This is a genomic window from Nonomuraea sp. NPDC050022 (assembly GCF_044460705.1).
GTDB lineage: Bacteria > Actinomycetota > Actinomycetes > Streptosporangiales > Streptosporangiaceae > Nonomuraea.
In genome coordinates, this window is sequence record NZ_JBITKE010000005.1 from 879,712 (window position 1) to 896,251 (window position 16,540).

General features: G+C 70.8%; 16 protein-coding genes. 2 read left to right on the forward strand and 14 right to left on the reverse strand.

Annotated elements, in window-relative coordinates; all coding sequences use genetic code 11:
* Positions 1–3: 3 nt before the first annotated feature.
* The 9 genes from ACIBO2_RS25610 to ACIBO2_RS25650 form a co-directional block, all read right to left on the reverse strand.
* Positions 4–1,764, reverse strand: coding sequence for a GTPase (locus tag ACIBO2_RS25610; protein WP_397299835.1), 1,761 nt, complete (start codon positions 1,762–1,764; stop codon positions 4–6).
* Positions 1,761–3,560: a GTPase domain-containing protein gene (locus tag ACIBO2_RS25615; protein ID WP_358545712.1), complete on the reverse strand. Its 1,800-nt coding sequence runs from the start codon at positions 3,558–3,560 to the stop codon at positions 1,761–1,763. Before ACIBO2_RS25615 ends, ACIBO2_RS25610 begins: the two co-directional genes overlap by 4 nt.
* 9 nt (positions 3,561–3,569) lie before the next feature.
* A complete protein-coding gene (locus ACIBO2_RS25620) occupies positions 3,570–4,226 on the reverse strand; it encodes a response regulator transcription factor (protein ID WP_357957984.1) in 657 nt (218 codons plus the stop codon).
* A 65-nt stretch (positions 4,227–4,291) separates the two neighbouring features.
* A complete protein-coding gene (locus ACIBO2_RS25625) occupies positions 4,292–5,713 on the reverse strand; it encodes a sensor histidine kinase (RefSeq protein WP_397299838.1) in 1,422 nt (473 codons plus the stop codon).
* Entirely contained in the window at positions 5,713–6,408 is a 696-nt protein-coding gene (locus ACIBO2_RS25630; RefSeq protein ID WP_357651246.1) for a response regulator transcription factor, read from the reverse strand. Before ACIBO2_RS25630 ends, ACIBO2_RS25625 begins: the two co-directional genes overlap by 1 nt.
* A 14-nt stretch (positions 6,409–6,422) precedes the next feature.
* Entirely contained in the window at positions 6,423–7,613 is a 1,191-nt protein-coding gene (lhgO, locus tag ACIBO2_RS25635) for an L-2-hydroxyglutarate oxidase (RefSeq protein WP_358545716.1), read from the reverse strand.
* Entirely contained in the window at positions 7,610–8,599 is a 990-nt protein-coding gene (locus ACIBO2_RS25640; protein WP_397299840.1) for an NAD-dependent epimerase/dehydratase family protein, read from the reverse strand. The genes lhgO and ACIBO2_RS25640 overlap by 4 nt, the downstream gene beginning before the upstream one ends.
* 81 nt (positions 8,600–8,680) lie before the next feature.
* Positions 8,681–9,118, reverse strand: a complete 438-nt coding sequence (locus tag ACIBO2_RS25645; protein ID WP_358545789.1) for a VOC family protein — start codon at positions 9,116–9,118, stop codon at positions 8,681–8,683.
* Between the two features lie 173 nt (positions 9,119–9,291).
* The gene (locus ACIBO2_RS25650; protein WP_358545720.1) at positions 9,292–10,197 is read right to left on the reverse strand and encodes an NAD(P)H-binding protein; all 906 of its coding nucleotides are present in this window, start codon (positions 10,195–10,197) and stop codon (positions 9,292–9,294) included.
* A gap of 75 nt (positions 10,198–10,272) precedes the next feature.
* Here ACIBO2_RS25650 and ACIBO2_RS25655 point away from each other — a divergent pair, with 75 nt between their 5' ends.
* Positions 10,273–10,644 (forward strand): hypothetical protein, encoded by a 372-nt coding sequence (locus ACIBO2_RS25655; RefSeq protein ID WP_357957930.1) that lies wholly within the window; start codon positions 10,273–10,275, stop codon positions 10,642–10,644.
* 83 nt (positions 10,645–10,727) lie between these two features.
* On the opposite strand, the gene ACIBO2_RS25660 is transcribed toward ACIBO2_RS25655, so the two are convergent.
* Both ACIBO2_RS25660 and ACIBO2_RS25665 read right to left on the reverse strand, forming a co-directional pair.
* Positions 10,728–11,738, reverse strand: coding sequence for a hypothetical protein (locus tag ACIBO2_RS25660; protein ID WP_397299844.1), 1,011 nt, complete (start codon positions 11,736–11,738; stop codon positions 10,728–10,730).
* Positions 11,739–11,745: 7 nt separating this feature from the next.
* Complete coding sequence (locus ACIBO2_RS25665) at positions 11,746–13,020, reverse strand: MATE family efflux transporter (protein WP_358545723.1); 1,275 nt, start codon at positions 13,018–13,020, stop codon at positions 11,746–11,748.
* A gap of 119 nt (positions 13,021–13,139) precedes the next feature.
* Between ACIBO2_RS25665 and ACIBO2_RS25670 the strand changes: the two genes are divergently transcribed.
* A complete protein-coding gene (locus ACIBO2_RS25670) occupies positions 13,140–14,108 on the forward strand; it encodes an aldo/keto reductase (RefSeq protein WP_357957936.1) in 969 nt (322 codons plus the stop codon).
* 95 nt (positions 14,109–14,203) lie between these two features.
* On the opposite strand, the gene thpR is transcribed toward ACIBO2_RS25670, so the two are convergent.
* Genes thpR through ACIBO2_RS25685 form a run of 3 tightly spaced genes read right to left on the reverse strand, consistent with a single transcriptional unit; the run spans position 14,204 to position 16,486 of the window.
* The gene (thpR, locus tag ACIBO2_RS25675) at positions 14,204–14,761 is read right to left on the reverse strand and encodes an RNA 2',3'-cyclic phosphodiesterase (RefSeq protein WP_358545725.1); all 558 of its coding nucleotides are present in this window, start codon (positions 14,759–14,761) and stop codon (positions 14,204–14,206) included.
* A 22-nt stretch (positions 14,762–14,783) separates the two neighbouring features.
* On the reverse strand, positions 14,784–16,010 hold the full coding sequence (locus ACIBO2_RS25680) for an MFS transporter (protein ID WP_358545726.1): 1,227 nt from the start codon (positions 16,008–16,010) through the stop codon (positions 14,784–14,786).
* A gap of 23 nt (positions 16,011–16,033) precedes the next feature.
* Positions 16,034–16,486 (reverse strand): MarR family transcriptional regulator, encoded by a 453-nt coding sequence (locus ACIBO2_RS25685; protein ID WP_357957941.1) that lies wholly within the window; start codon positions 16,484–16,486, stop codon positions 16,034–16,036.
* Between the last annotated feature and the right edge of the window lie 54 nt (positions 16,487–16,540).

A 16,540-nucleotide genomic window follows, 5' to 3' on the forward strand; every position in this document is an offset into this window, starting at 1 on the left:
GCGTCAGGCGCGGGCTCGGGTGATCGCCTCGGTGAAGCGGGCGTGCCTGGCCAGTTCGCCCTCCACCGGATCTAGTACGTAGTCGGCGCCCACCTGGGCGATGGCCGCCCGCAGCGCCTTCGCCACGCGCCGCGCCCGGCGGTGCCCACCCGCCCAGGCCGCCAGCCGGGACAGCAGCGCGATGACCACCCCGGCCAGCGCACCCCCGCCCAGCAGCACCGTGGGCCACGGCACCACACCCACCGTCGGCAGAGGCGGCTGGGGCAGGCGCAGATAGTCCATGCCGAACAGCACCCCCAGCCAGAGCCCCCCGGCCACCATGACGGCGAACACCAGCCACTGCAGCACCCCCACCGCCCGCCACCACCTCGGCCGCCGGGTCGCCCCGAGCGAGGTCGTCGCCACCGCCCGGTCCACGGCGTCGGCCAGATCCCCGGCCCGCGACCGCGCCGCCTGCCGCACCGCCGCCGCCCACACCCCCGCCAGGTCACTCGCCGCCGCCTCGCCGACGTCCCTGAGAGCGGTCTCTACCTGCGCCTTCTGTACGGCCGAAGCAGCCGGTACGGACGTGCGGCCGACGATCTCCCGGTCGGCCGACTTGGCCGCGCTGCTCGTACCGATACGCAGCCTGCGCAACGGATCGGGCCGGAAACGCCGGACCCACTTGGTGACGGGCCAGCCGGTGGCGACCACAGCCCGATGCCGGTGCCCCTTGCTGACGGCCGCCACGACCAGCGGCACCCCGGCGGCCTCGGACAACGCGTCAGTGAGCGGCGTCCCCAGGCCTGCCACCGCACCACCCGGCCTACCCAGCCTCGCCACCCCACCACCCGTACCCGGCCCCGCCACCGCACCACTCGGCGTACCGGAGCCAGGGGACGGGTCGGCCAGTCGGTCGGCGGCGGCGGACACGTCGGCGGCCAGGCGGGCGGACCAGGAGCGGCGCTCGGCCACCCGCTTGGCCAGCAGCTCGCGCAACTCGGCCAGGCCCGCGCCGGTGCGCGCGGAGACGCCGAGGATGGGCACGCCCGTCAGCCCGTCGTCGTCCAGGAGGCGGCGCAGGTCGCGCAGGCACCGGTCCACCGCGTGGGGCGGCAGGCGGTCGATCTGGTTGAGGACCACCACCATCACGTCCCGGTGGCCGGACAGCGGGCGCAGGTAGCGCTCGTGCACCGCCGCGTCGGCGTACTTCTGCGGGTCCAGCACCCACACCAGCAGATCCACCAGCTCCACCAGCCGGTCGACCTCCAGGCGGTGCGCCAGCCTGATGGAGTCATGGTCGGGGAGGTCCAGCAGGATAAGTCCGGAAAAATCAGCATCGGCAGCCGGAGCCGCCTGGCCGTAAGCCGTGGGCGCGGCATCGGCAGCCGGGGGCAGCCGGCCAGACGCGGCGGGCTCAACCGTGGTCTGTGGGGTGTGCCGTTGGGGGATCTCCAGCCAGTCGAGCAGCGGACCCGCGCCCGTCCCGTCCCACAGCGCCGCCTGCGCGGTCGACGTGGTCGGCCGGGTGACGCCCACGGCCGCCAGCTCATCCCCGGCCAGCGCGTTGAACAGCGACGACTTCCCGCTCCCCGTGGCCCCGGCCAGCGCCGCCACCGTGTGGTCGACCGACAGGCTCCGGCGCGTCCCGGCCCGCTCCGCCACCGCCCGCGCGTTGGACACCACGTCGGCCGGCAGCCGCCCCTCGGCCAGCTCGGCCGCCTCCAGCAGCGCGGCCAGCCGGGAGTCCAGCGAGGGCCCCTCCTTACGGCGCAGCAGCTTCACGGCCCCTCACTTTCGGCGATACCTCCACCGATACCTTCGGCAGCGCCTTTACCGACACCGTCGGTGACGCCTTCACCGCCGTCGATCGGAGCCGGACCCGACGGCAGCTCGGCGCGATGCGCACGGACCGATTGAGCGGCCTCCCGCAGGGCGTCCGCCGCTCCGGCAGGTGGCTCGACCTCCGAAAGCAGCGCGGTGAACCGCCCGGCTTCCTCCTCCAGCAGCACCCGCACCCGCTCCCGCAGATCGTCCCGCGCCTGCACGGTCAGCGTCCGCACCGCCTGATCGCCGAACACCGCCTCCAGCAGCTTCTGTGACAGCACGCTCGTACCGCCCGCGATCCCCACCTCGATCCCCGTCAGCCCACCCGTGGAGGCGAAAACGGCCAGCATCAACAGCAGCCCGGCCCCGTTCACCCCGAAGGAGGCGATCCTGGCGGTGGTCCGCTTCTCGGCGCCCTCTTGGCGTACGAGGTCGAGAACGTACTCCTGCCACCCCCGCACCGCCGCCGAGGCCCGCTTGCCCAGGTCGGGCGAGGTCCGGCCGAGCCGGGCCGCGTCCACCGCACCGACGCGGGCGATGATCCCTGGCCCGCCGGGAGCGGCCGACCAGCCTTCCAGGCTGCGTTCGGCGGCCCCGTCGGCGGCGCCTCTGATCAGCGTCTCGACGCCGCTCTCCAGCGCGTCCCGCAGCGACGCGGCGGGCGCCCGTCCGGTGAAGAACCCGGCGATCCGGTCACGCAGCCACCCGACCCGGCTCTCCAGCGACCGCATCAGGTCGCCGGTGCCGATGAAGTCCTGCCAGCGGGCCAGCACCTCACCGCGCAGCAGCGACCCGTCGCGCATGCCCTCGTCGAAGTCGGCCAGCCCGCCCGCGTAGGCCCCCGACACGATGGACCGCAGCCCGTCGAACCCGGTCTGCTGCCGCGTGACGGCGTCGGCCAGCAGCGGCACCCGCGTGACCAGGCTGTCGAGCGCCCCGGACAACGTCTGCCGGACGACCCGGGACCGTTCGGCCGCGTTGGCGGCCAGCTCGGACAGCCAGGCGGAGATGGGCGAGACCAGTTCGGCGGGCAGCCGGGCCTTCTCCGACGGCAGCGCCGCCTCGGGCACGGTGAACAGCCGGGTGCCGTCGAGGCCGTTCTCGACCAGCAGGCGTTCGAGATCGCGGGTGACGGGCTCGACGGCCTCGGCGGGCACGCGGTCGAGCACGAGGGCCAGGGCCGTACTGCGTTCGCGCGCGGAGCGCAGGAAGCTCCACGGCACCTCGTCGGCGTAGCGGGCGGCGGTGGTGACGAACAGCCACAGGTCGGCGGCGGCCAGCAGTTGGGCGGCCAGCTCGCGGTTCGCGGTCACCACCGAGTCGATGTCGGGCGCGTCCAGCAACGCCAGCCCGGCGCCGAGCGACGAGGAGGTGACCACCCGCAGGGCACCCGCGGCCGATCCGGTGGCGCGCGACAGCCCGGGGAGCACGTTCTGGCCCATGAACCAGTCGCGGTCGGCCGGGCTCACCACCAGCGTCGGCACCAGCGTGGTGGGCCGCAGCACGCCCGGCTCGGCGACGTCGGCCCCGACCAGCGAGTTGACCAGGGTCGACTTGCCCGCCCCGGTGGAGCCGCCGACGACGGCCAGCAGCGGCGCGTCAATGGCCCGCAGCCGGGGCAGCAGGTAGTCGTCGAGCTGGCCGGTCAGCTCCTTGAGCGCGCGACGGTCGTCGGCGGCCGGGCCGATCTCGAGCGGGAACAGCTCGCGATCGAGCCGGTGGCGCAACCCCTCCAACGCGCCCAGCAGATCCATAGGACCACGCTAGCCCGCCGGGGGCTCCCGCAGCACATATCCGACGCTCCGCAGCGTGTGGATCAGCCTGGGCTCGACGTCGTCGACCTTGCGCCGCAGGTAGGAGACGTATGACTCGACCACGCCGGCGTCGCCGCCGAAGTCGTAGTTCCACACGTGGTCGAGGATCTGCGCCTTGGACAGCACCCGCCCGGCGTTGGACATGAAGTAGTGCAGCAGCTTGAACTCGGTCGGCGACAGCCGTACCTGCCGCCCGTTGCGCCAGACCTCGCGGGCCTCCTCGTCCAGCTCCAGGTCGGCGACCTGGAGGCGGCTCGCGGGGGTGTTCTCCCCTCGGGTACGGCGGAGCACCGCGCGGATCCTGGCCTGGACCTCCTCCAGGCTGAACGGCTTGGTCACGTAGTCGTCGCCCACGCCCAGCCCGACGATCTTGTCCTCGGTGTTGTCGCGGGCGGTCAGGAAGAGCACCGGTACGCCGATCCGCCTGGCCACCTCGAACCCATCGAGATCGGGCAGCATGACGTCGAGCACGACCAGGTCAGGAGTGGTCCGCTCGGCCACCTCCACGGCCTCGTAGCCGTCGGCGGCGGTCAGCACCTCGAAGCCGGAGAAGCGCAGACTCGCGGACAGCAGGTCTCGGATGCTGGGCTCATCGTCCACCACCATGATCAGCGCCTCGGGTCTAGTCACCTACTCAGAGTGACCCAGGAGGCTGAGGAATAGCTGAACGCTCACTCCAAGGCGAGTGGGAGTTCGACGCGGAAGGTCGAGCCTGACCCCGGTGCGCTGTCCAGCAGCACCGTGCCGCCGTGCGCCTGTACCAGCGCCTGCACGATGGCCAGACCGAGCCCGCTGCCCCGGTCCTCGCCCGAGCGGTGCCGCGATCTGGCCGAGTCGGCGCGATAGAACCGCTCGAAGACCCGCTCGACCTGCTCGGGCGTGAGGCCAGGCCCTTTGTCGCCCACTTCGAAGAACGCCGTGTCGGCCCCTGCCCCCACTCGCACCGTCACCGGAGTGCCCGGCTCTGTGTGGGTCAGGGCGTTGGTCATGAGGTTGGTGACCACCTGGCGCAGTCGTACCTCGTCGCCGGAGACGATCAGGGCCGCGCCGCCGACGACGTCCAGGCTGATCACCCGGTCGGGCGCCAGGATGCGCGCCTCGTGCACCGCGTCGGCGGCCAGCGCCAGCATGTCGACCGGCCGCATGCGCAGCGGGCGCTGCTGGTCGACGCGGGCGAGCAGCAGCAGGTCGTCCACGAGCAGGCTCATTCTGCCCGCGGCCTTCTCCACGCGCTGCATCAGCTCGGCGGGGTCGGCCTTCTGGTTCTGCCTGGCGTACTCGGCGAAGCCGCGGATCGAGGTGAGCGGGGTGCGCAGCTCGTGCGAGGCGTCGCCGATGAACTGGCGCATCCGGTCCTCGGAGCGGCGGGCCGCCGCCTCGGACGCGGACCGGGCGGTGAACGCGGCCTCGATCTGCGCGAGCATCCCGTTGAGGGACAGGGCCAGGCGGCCCACCTCCGTACGCGGGTCGCCGGCCGGCACCCGGCGGCCGAGCTCGCCCCCGGCGATGGCCTCGGCCGTGCTCTCGATCTCGGCCAGCGGACGCATGCTCCGCCGGACCATCGCGACGCCCACGACGGCGAGGATGAGCAGGATGCCGCCGCCGCCCAGCAGCTCGATGAGGCCGAGCCGCCGGGTGATGTCCCTGACCTCCTCCAGGTCCGCGGCGATCACGTAGTCGCCCACCACCGTCGAGGTCTGCAGCACCCGCCACTCGCCGTCGCCTCTGACCGCCCGCGTCGTGTAGGGGTTCGCACCCGGCGCGGTCGACAGCAGGGGCCGCGGCCGCGCGTCGACGTCGCGGTCGCCGAACACCGGCGCGAGCGCCCCGCCCGGCGGCTTCACCAGCACGATCGTGTCGGACTCGATCAGCGCCATCTTGTCGTTGGTCTCTTTGCCCCGGTTGCGCTTCTCCTGGTCGTGCTTGAGCTTGTTCTCCACGCGTACGGCCAGGAGCTGGATCTGGCTGTCGACCCGGTTCATCAGGTAGCCGTGCAGCACGGAGACGCTCACCACGCCGATGAAGGTCAGCCCGACGCCGAGCAGCGCCAGCATCGCGGCGATGAGCTTGATCCTGAGCGGCAGGCCGCGCATCACGGACTCGGCGGCAGCCGCAGGACGTATCCGACACCGCGCAGCGTGTGAATGAGCCGCGGGTTGCGGTTGTCGATCTTACGGCGGAGCACCGACACGTAGGACTCGACGATCCCGACCTCGCCTCTGAAGTCGTAGTCCCAGACGTGGTCGAGGATCTGCGGCTTCGACAGCACCCGGCCCGCGTTCGTCATGAAGTAGCGCAGCAGCTTGAACTCGGTCGGCGACAGCGACACGGCGTTGCCGCCGCGCCACACCTCGTGGCTCTCCTCGTCTAGCTCGATGTCGGCGAACGTCAGCCTGGGCGGCGGTGCCGGCGACTCCCCACTGGTACGGCGGAGCACCGCGTGGATCCTGGCGACCACCTCTTCGAGGCTGAACGGCTTGGTGACGTAGTCGTCGCCGCCGATCGTCAGCCCGCGGATCTTGTCCTCGGTCTCGTCGCGCGCGGTCAGGAAGACCACGGGCACGTGCACACCCCCGCCGCGCAGCCGCCGGACGATCTCGAAGCCGTCGAGGTCGGGCAGCATGACGTCAAGGACGACCAGGTCAGGACGGTGCCGTTGGACGGCGGTGACGGCGTCCAGGCCGCTCTTAGCCGTACACACGTCGAAACCCGCGAACCTCAGGCTCGCGGCGAGGAGTTCGAGGATGTTGGGGTCGTCCTCGACGATCAGCAGTCGCGCTTCCATCATCTCCAAGGATGCCCTCACCGAACGAGTGCTGGGACAATTCCGGAGATGTGCCGAGCAATCGCCAGGCTGGAGGTGGCCGCGGGGGACGGCGCGTTGCGTACCAGCACGACCCTGCCTTCCACGTCCACGGCGAAGTCGTCGACCAGCCGGCCGTCCTTGGCCACGGCCTGGGCGCGTACCCCGCCCTCGGTTCGCCGCAGGTCGGAGGCGGTGAGCTCGGGCACGTAGCGGCGCGCGGCCCGGACGAAGGCCCCCTTGACCAACGAGCCGTGCACCTCCTTGAGCCCGGTGCGCCAGTGCTGCCGGGCCATGCGCAGCGTGCCCGGCCAGCGCAGAATCTGCCAGGAATTACGGAGGTTGTAACCCCGGTAGCCCTCATAGGCGAGCGCGAGCACCGCGTTCGGCCCGACCAGGACCTCGCCGTCGATGTGCCTGGTCAGATGGACGCCGAGGAACGGGTAACGGGGATCGGGCACCGGGTAGATCAGACCGCGCACCAGGTCCCTGGCCGCGCCGTCGAGCGCGTAGTACTCGCCTCTGAACGGCACGATCCTGATGTCGCCTCGCCGTCCGGCCATCCGGGCCACCGCGTCGGTGCCCAGTCCGGCGCAGATCACCAGCCGGTCGAAGGCGAAGCGCCGCCCGGCGGCCAGCATCTCGACGCTCCCGGCGGTCTCCCTGATCGCCCTGACCGGGTGTGCCAGCCGTACCGAACCGCCCAGCTCGGCCACGTCGAGCGCCAGCCGGCGCGCGACGGCGGGGAAGTCGGCGATCGCGGTGTGCGGCGAGTGAACCGCGCCGACGCCGACGGCGTGCGGCTCGATCTCGCGCAGGCCGAGCGCGTCCAGCTCGGTGATGCCGGGCACGCCGTTCGCCCTGGCCCGCTCCGCCAGCGCCGCGAGCCGTGGCCGCTCCGCGCTGGTGGAGGCCACGACCAGCTTCCCGACCTCCTCGTACGGCAGGTGGTGGTGAGCGCAGTACTCCTTGAGCAGCGCCACGCCCTCACGGCAGAGCCTGGCCTTGAGCGAGCCCGGCGGGTAGTAGATGCCCGCGTGGACGACGCCGCTGTTGTGGCCGGTCTGGTGCGCGCCGACGCGGTCCTCCTTCTCGAGGACCGTCACCTCGGCACCTCTCGTGGTGGCGAGCTCGCGAGCGACCGCCAAGCCGACGATGCCGGCCCCGATGACACCGATCTTCTCTGTCACAGCGCCAGTTTGCCGATTCTGGCGGCATCCAGGTGGCCTTCAGCGGTCAACCACCGCAATGTATCCGAAACGGTGTCTTCCACCGGGCGCAGAGTAAGGCCGAGGTCCTTGAGCGCGGGGCCGTCGTCGGTGGGGACCAGGGTGAGCATGAAGTCGGCCGCGTCACGGGTGAGGGGGTAGTCGATGGGCGCCAGCCGCTTGAGCCCGTCGAGCGTCGCGGCCATCCCGCGCAGCAGGCCACCGGGCATCCGGTAGGTCAGGCCAGCCCGCCCCGTCGCCTCCGCACATATGGCGGCCAACTGCCTCCAGGTCAGGAAATGTCCCCCAAGCAGGTAGCGGCGGCCCCGGCGGCCGGGCGTGAAACAGCGGGCCAATGCGACGGCCAGATCCCGAACATCGAGCACGCCCACCCCGCCCGGCACGATCGGCCAGCCCCACCGCAGGCCCGCGCGGAGCCCCTCGTTGAGCGCGTCGAGCGTCGGCTGGCCCGGCCCGGTGATGCCGCCCGGATAGACGATGGTCACGCCGCCGAGCTCCCTGGCGTACCGCTCGCCCTCGACCTTGGACCGGCCGTAGGCGTTCCTGGGGCTGGCCAGCGGGCTGTCGGCGGCGATGAGCGGCCCGGCGGGCGGCACGAACACCGCGATCGTGGAGACGTGCACGATCGGATCAAGCCCAAGCTCGGCGGCCTGTCCGAGCACGTTGCGCAGCCCGACGACATTGGACCCGCGCAGGTCCGCCCCGTGGCCGGTGACCCCCATGTCGGCGGCGGCATGCAGCACCGCGTCACACCCCTCCAGAGCGGCCCGTACGGCCGGCGCGTCACGAATGTCCCCCTGGCGGATCACCCACTCCCCGGCCCCCAGGACCCGACGCACTTTCTCCGGATTTCTCGCCAGAAGGCATGGCTCATGACCGGCCGCGATCAGGGCCGTGACCGCGTGCGAGCCGACGAACCCCGAGGCACCGCTGACCAGGACGCGCATGCCAAGGAAGCTAGCGCTTACTTGGGCGATCCATCAACCGTCTGATCCCTGGGCAGCGGCGTCCCCGGCCTCCGTCCGGGCTCAGCGGCCCGGGAGGCGGGTGGTGACCTCCTGGAGTATCCAGCCGTTGCCGTCAGGGTCACTGAAGGAGGTGTAGGAGCCGTAGCTCTGGCGGTCCGGGTCCGGACCCGGCACCCGTCCCTCGGTCCCGGCCCGGTGGAACACCCCGCCCGCGTCGTGGAACACCTCAGCCACGTCGACCCCGCGCTCGGCGAGCTCGGCCCGTGCCGCCTCGATGTCGTCGACGATCAGATGCAGCCCCTGCGTCGAACCCGGCGCGGCCGAGGTGACGCCGGTGCCGAAGATGATCGAGCACGGCGAGCCGGGCGGGGTCAGCTGCACCACCCGGAAGTCCACGCCGACGGCGACGTCGGCGTCCTCCCGCCACCCGAGCGCCTTGTAGAAGTCCTTGGTGCGGTCGACATCGGCGACCGGCACCACCACGACCTCAAGCTTCATGTCCACAGCGGCGGATCCTCCCCGTTGGCTGCTGTCATGGCATGGGGGGTCGTTCTCTCCACATTCGCGCACCTCACGGGCTAAGTCCAGGAACGGTAGCTTCAACGATCGGCAGGCTTTTGGCCAGGTCCGCGTAGCGGCCCGGTGGTTGCTTCTGACCCTGCCGGAACGGCTCAGCCCAGGTAGAAGTCCCTGCGCGCGGCCACGAACGCCTCGATCGTCTGGGCGGCTACGCCTGTGAGGCGTTCGACGTCATCGGAGGCGCGGTCATAGCGGTTCTCGCGGTGCAGCCGGGCCATGGTGGCGATGTGCTGCTCGGTGTGCGGCGGCAGGCCCGCCTTCGCGAGCACCTCGGCCCGCCACCGGTCCAGGGGCACGTCCACATAGGCCACCGGACGCCCCAATGCCCGTGAGAACTCCTCCGCCATCTCCGTCATGTCGACCGTACGTGGCCCGGTCAGCTCATAGACGTGCCCGACGTGCGGATCCGGGTCGCGGAGCACGGTGGCGACCACCCGGGCGACGTCGGCCACGGCGATCGGCGACGTACGCCCGGTGCCGAACGGCAGCTCGATCGTGCCGCGCTCCCGGATCGAACGCGCCGCCAGCGTGGTGAACAGCGGGTTGTCCAGGAACGCCGTCGGCCGGATGTGCACCACCGGCAGGCCCGACCAGTTCAGCACCTGCTCCGCCAGCCAGTGCAGCCGCTGCTGGTGCGACTGGGCGGTGCTGATGGCGGTCATCTGCGACACCGTCATCTGCGACATGTCGACCAGTCCGGTCAGGTCCCCGTACTCCCGCGCCACGGTGGCCACCACGGTCGCCGCCAGCAGATGGTCCGGCGACACGGGCATCCCGAAGTACATCCGTCCGGCACTCTCCAGCGCGGCCGCGACGGTCTCGGGCCGGGTCAGATCGCCTATGACCACCTCCGCGCCGAGCGCACGCAACTCAGCCGCCCGATCGTCGTCGCGACGGACCATCGCTCGCACCGGTACGTCCTGCGCGCGCAGCTGCTCAAGGACCGTGCGGCCCACCCCACCGACCCCGGCGACGAGAACAAGATCACTAGCGACCATCGGCCGATCTCCTTTGCGTTACCCCAGGTAAAGACACCACTACACCGACAAATCGAACGTGAGTACGATGGCGTTATGTATCTCCCGCCAGAGTGGCCGCCCGAGGTCCGCCCGCCCAGCGTCCCCGACTGGGAGACCTCGGCGGTGGCCTGGCTGCTCGACGCGGTGCCGCCCGACTACCGCGCCTACGAGGTGCTCCGCCGCCACCCGATCGCGCTGGCCAGGATGGCGAGCCACCACGTCGGCGCGGCGATCGAGGCGGCCCGCGCCGGCTACCGGGGCGCCGCGGTCGACCTCAAGGGCCACCTGCCGCCCCACGCGATCGAGGCGGTCCTGGACGCCTACCGCGAGGAGGGGCCCCGGCTCGTGCGCCTGTCCCGCTCGATCGCGGTGGTCGAACGCGCCCTCCGCGGCGACCTCTTCACGGCCACGATGCGCCGTCCATGACGCGCGCCCACCGGGCGACCACCGACCACGCCTACCGGATGCGACCGCCGACCGTGCCTACCGAGTGCGACGGGCGACCGTGCCTACCGACTGCGGCGGGCGATCGCCGCGATGATGCCGCTGGCGCCCGCGGCGGCGGCCAGCCAGATCAGGACGTCACGCGCGCTGAGCCCCTTGGCCGCCGCCACCGGCCGGGCGGACGGCGACGCGGTCGTCTTCGGCCGGTGGGACGGCGAGCCGGACGGAGTGGCGACCGGTAACGCGGCCGCGGGCAGCGCCACCTGGTAGACCGGGCTGCGCACGCCCTCCGAGCCGGTCAGCAGGCTCCTGCCATCGCGGGTGTAGGTGATGGACTCGGCCTGCTTCAGCTCCGGCATCGACACCCTGGCGATCGACTCACCCGAGGGCCGGAAGACCGTGGCCGAGAAGTACGTACGGATCACGTACGAGTTGCCGTCCGGCGCGTACGCGGCGTCCGTCGCCATGATCGGGGCCGTGCCCACCTTGCGGAGCACGTTGACCCGGTCGCTCCTGAGCTTCTTGGGCGCCTGGTACACCGACCCGGAGAACTCCTTCGACACAACGAAGAGCCGCCCGGTCACCGGGTTGACCATGATGCCCTCGGCGTTCCTAGCGCCGTCCGCGTAGCGGAACCGGTAGCGGACCGCCGGAAGGGTGGCGTCCCGCAGCGTCTCCGGCTCCATGACCTTGTAGATGGAGACGTTCGGCCAAGCCCCGTCCAGGTTGTCGCCGATGTCGGCGAACCACAGCACCCCACGTCCCGTGGCGGGGTCCTTGCTCGCGGCCATCGCCTCCCAGTCACGAGCCTGCGCCCCCTGGAGCCGGTACGTCGCCCGCGTCCGCCCATCGGAACCCACCGCGTAGAACCTCGGTGCCGCCGAGCTGTCATTGTGCGTGTAGAAGACGCCTTCCTTCGTCGGCGACACGGCCAGCCCGCTCGACTCGGTGATCCGCGCGTCCTTGAACGTGAACAGTTTCTTCTCGCCGTCATCGGCGAAGGCCGCATTCGCCGGAACGAACACCACGAAGACCGCGATAACCCCGGCGGCCGTACGAATCACAACATCCCCCACCCCGCCATCATGCCCCAACGGACGCCGCGCCGACGGTAGCGCTGTGCCGATGAAATCCGGTGCCCTGCAGCACGACCAGCACTCCGTTGGTCACCGCCATGAGCCACCACAGCCCGACGAGCCCCCAGGTCGCGGCCACGGGTGCGGCCACGGCCACCATCACCCCGTAACCGACGGCGAAGTAGATCAGACTCGCCCCCGACCGCTTGAGCGCGGTGAGCCCGATCCCCTGAACCGCCTGCGCCCCGTCGGCCGTCGAGGCCAGCAGCATCAGCGGCAGCAGCGCCGCGACCCGCTCTCGTACGCTCGCGTCATCGCTGAACAGCACCAGCGCCGAGTCGCCGAACCCGAGCAGCACGGCCGCCGCGACGGCCGTCCCCGCCAGGGCGAGCAGGGCCGCGGCCCGGTTGGCCCGGCGCGCCTCCGCCACGTCCCGGGCCCTGGCCACCTCGGGCACCGACGCCTGCGCCACGGAGATCGAGGCCAGCATGATGAACCCGGTGAGCGTACTCAGCACCGCGTGGGCGGCCACGTCACGGGTGCCGGTCGCGCTCGCGGCGAAGGTGACGACCCCGAGACCGCCGAACTTGATCAGAACCGTCCCGGCCAGCGGGATGCTCACCCGGCCGAGCCGGACGATCTCCCTGATCCGCGGCCGGCCCTGGCCGACGCGCGTCCCGAGGGCGCGGCGCAGGCAGAGGTTCGAGACGAGCACACCCGCGACGCCCGACAGCAGCCAGGCGACGCCCACGCCGGTCAGACCGAGCGGCGGCACCAGAGCGACCGTGCCGCCGACCATCGCGGCACTGGCCGCCAGACTGGACCAGAGGACCTGGCGGCTGCGGCCGAGCGCCACGAGCACGGTATTGGCCCCACCACCCGAAGCGAACACCAGTAGATAGAGCGACAGCAGCCAGGGCAGCGGCCCCAGCTCGGCCACGACCTCGGCGGGCGCCCCGGTGGCGCGGGCGAGCAGCGGCACGCACAGCACCGCGAGCGCACCGACCGTACCTACCAGCAGGGTGAGCCAGCGCGCGTCACGCAGGATCGGCACGGCCGCCGCGGGCGAGTCCTTGTACGGCGCCACGAACGGCGCGAGCCCGCGAAGAGCGCCCACGACAGCGGCGGAGGCGGGGTTCAGTACGGCCGACATGACCGCGAAGGCGGCCAGCGTGACGGTGGCGTGCCTGCCGAGCACGGAAGTGACCACCAACGTGCCGACCGTAGTGGTGACCATGGAGAGGAACAGGGGAACCGCCGCACGAAGGAGGCCCGAGTTCACCCGGCCGATCTTAGTAGGCTGGAGCGAACGCCAGGCATTCCGGTGGCTGGAGCGGACTCCAGGCATTCCCGCCACCCCTACTAGCCTGGAGTGCACTCCAGGTATTTAGGGTGGAGTTCATGGATTATGTGAACCTCGGACGCAGTGGCCTCCGGGTCAGTCCACTCTGCCTGGGCACCATGAACTTCGGCCCGCTGACCACGGAGGAAGACTCCTTCGCGATCATGGACAGGGCCCATGAGCTGGGGATCAACTTCTTCGACACGGCCAACGTGTACGGCTGGAAGCAGGGCGAGGGGATCACCGAGCAGATCGTCGGCCGTTGGTTCGCCAAGGGCGAAGGTCGCCGGGAGAAGACGGTCATCGCGACCAAGCTCTACGGCGCGATGGGCGACTGGCCCAACGAGAACCTGCTGTCCGCGCTGAACATCCGCCGGGCCTGCGACGCCTCGCTCAAGCGCATGCAGACCGACTACATCGACATCTACCAGGCTCACCACGTCGACCGGAACACGCCGTTCGACGAGTTCTGGGAGGCCATGGACGTCCTGAAGCAGCAGGGCAAGATCCTCTATGTGGGATCGTCCAACTTCGCGGGCTGGCACATCGCCAAGGCCCAGGAGTCCGCGGCCCGCCGCAACTCGATCGGGCTCGTCAGCGAGCAGAGCCACTACAACCTGCTCACCCGCGCGGTCGAGCTGGAGGTGCTGCCCGCCAGCCAGGAATACGGCCTCGGCGTGATCCCGTGGAGCCCGCTGGCCGGCGGCCTGCTGGGCGGCGTGCTGCGCAAGATCGACAAGGGCCGGTCGGCCGCCGACCGCATGGTCACGGAGCTCGAGAAGCACCGCGACAAGATCGAGCAGTACGAGAAGTTCTGCGACGAACTCGGCGAGGACCCCGCCTACGTGGCGCTGGCCTGGCTCCTGAAGCAGCCCGCGGTCACCGCCCCGATCATCGGCCCGCGCACGCAGGAGCAGCTCAACGGCAGCCTGCGCACGCTGGAGATCGAGCTGGACGAGCAGGCGCTGGCCCGCCTCGACGAGATCTTCCCCGGACACCGTCCGGCGCCGGAGGACTACGCCTGGTAACTCAGGCCAGCAGGGCGCCGATCACGACGATCAGCAGCAGGAGGCCGAGCACGACGGGCAGCAGCCAAGGGCGAGGACGGTCCACATTGTGGAGCCTAATCGCGCCCGATGGGTGCCAGATCCCATTGTGCGAGTGACTCGTACCTCATCTGCGCCCCTTGATGGCTGCGTACGAGATGGACGGCTTTCGCCCGCCATGTCGAGCCGCTGAATTCCGACAGCGACTCGACGAGCGGGCGGAGGTCCATCTCCGTCTTCGCCCGCGCGAGCGTCAGATGCGGGTGGAAGTGCTTGTCGTCGGTCTGTACGGCCCCCGCCCGGCGGGCGCCCGCTCTGACCGACTCTGACAGCCGGACCATCGAGTCACCGGAGAGCCCGGCCCAGAACACCCTGGCCCGGCGGGCGGACGAGAACGCCCCGAACCCGGTGAAGGCCAGGTCCAGGCTGGCATGCCGAGCCACGGCGCGGGCCAGCCGCACCTGCAGCTCCGGCAGGACGTGCTCGGGCACCTCGCCGAAGAAGCCCAGCGTGATGTGCCAGGTGGCGCGGTCCGGCCAGCGCAGGCCCGGCACCTGCCCGACGTGCGGCGCGATGGCACGCTCGATCTCGTCGAGCACCTCATCGGGCGGCATCAGTGCCGCGAATAACCTCATGCCACCCGATTCTCCAACGTGCTCAGGCGATCGCCAGCACCGGCTCGCCCACAACACGGGCGCTGATCAGCCTCGTCAGCATCACCGCGACGCCCGTGCCGACCAGCACCAGCAGCCCGGAGAGCATGACGCCCGTCCTGGGTCCGCCCAGCTCCGACAGCCAGCCGACCAGCGGGGCGCCGACGGGCGCGCCACCGGTGAAGACGAGCATGTAGATGCCCATGACGCGGCCGCGCATGTCCGGCGCGGTGGCGAGCTGGACGCTCGCGTTCGCGGCCGTGTTGATCGTGATCAGCGCGATGCCGGTGGGGATCAGCAGCAGCAGGTACACCGGGTAGACCGGGGCCAGCCCGGTGGCGATCTGGAACAGCCCGAACCCGATGGCTCCGGCGATCAGCATGCGGCGTGACGGCCGGGCCCGGCGGGCGGCGAGCAGCGCCCCGCCCAGCGCGCCGACGGCGAACATGCTGGAGGCCAGGCCGAACGACGAGGCGCCGGCCTTGAAGACCTCGCGGGCCATGAGCGCGATCGACATCGAGAACGACTGGGAGAACATCGACACGAACCCGATCAGCAGCACCGGCATCAGCAGCTCTTCGCGATGCAGCACATAGCTCAGCCCTTCGCGCAGCTGGCCCTTGGCTCTCGGCACCGGTACGGAGAGGTTCAGCTCCGACTTCCGCATGAAGATCAGGCTGGAGATCACGCCGGCGAACGTCACCGCGTTGATCAGGAAGAGCGGTCCCGTGCCCCCGAACAGGAAGATCAGCACACCGGCGATCGCCGGTCCCACAACGCGGGCCAGGTTGAAGATGGAGCTGTTGAGCGCGATCGCGTTGGACAGATCCCGGCGGCCCACCATCTCGACCACGAACGCCTGCCTGGTCGGCACCTCGACGCAGGAGATCACACCCAGCGTGAACGCCATCACGTAGACGTGCCACACCTGGGCACTGCCCGTCATCGTCAGTACGCCGATGACCAGGGCGAGCACGGCCATGAGCGACTGCGCCACGATGAGGATCGGCCGTTTGGGGTAGCGGTCGGCCAGCACGCCGCCGAAGAGCCCGAACAGCAGCATCGGCAGGAACTGCAGCGCGGTCGCCGTGCCTAGGGCCGCCGCGCTGCCATGGGTCAGATCGAGCACCAGCCAGTCTTGGGCGGTGCGTTGCAGCCAGCCGCCGACGTTGGACACCGCGCCACCGGCTGCGAACATGCGGTAGTTACGTACCTTGAGAGACCGGAACATCCCGGTCTTGGGTTCTTCAGGCTCTAGATCCTGCTGAGTTTCTCCAGAATCGGCGCCGCCTGCCTGAGGATCGCCCGCTCCTCCGCGGTCAGATCCCTCAAGCGCTGGCTCAGCCACGCTTCCTTGAGACGTCGTTCCTCCTTCAGCAGTTTCTGGGCGGCCTCGGTCACGGTCACGGTCACCTGTCGCCGGTCGGTCGGGTGCGGTGTGCGCGACACCAGACCGCGTTCCTCTAGCGCGGCGATCACGCGAGTCATCGAGGGGGGTTGCACCTTCTCGAGCTCGGCCAATTCGCCGGGGGTTATCGCGGAATGCCGTTCTACCGCGGCGAGGGTCGCGAACTGCGTGGGAGTCAGCGAGTGCGCTGCCGCTTGTCGTCGTAGCCGCCTGGTCAGCCGCGCCAGCGACACGCGCAGGGCTGTGGCCAGGCCTGCGTCGCTGCGCAGGTTTATCTGGGACTGGTTCTTGGTTAGCATGAGTCATTACCTTTGCTAACTATACGGCACTCCACGTTATTTCCCTACCTCATT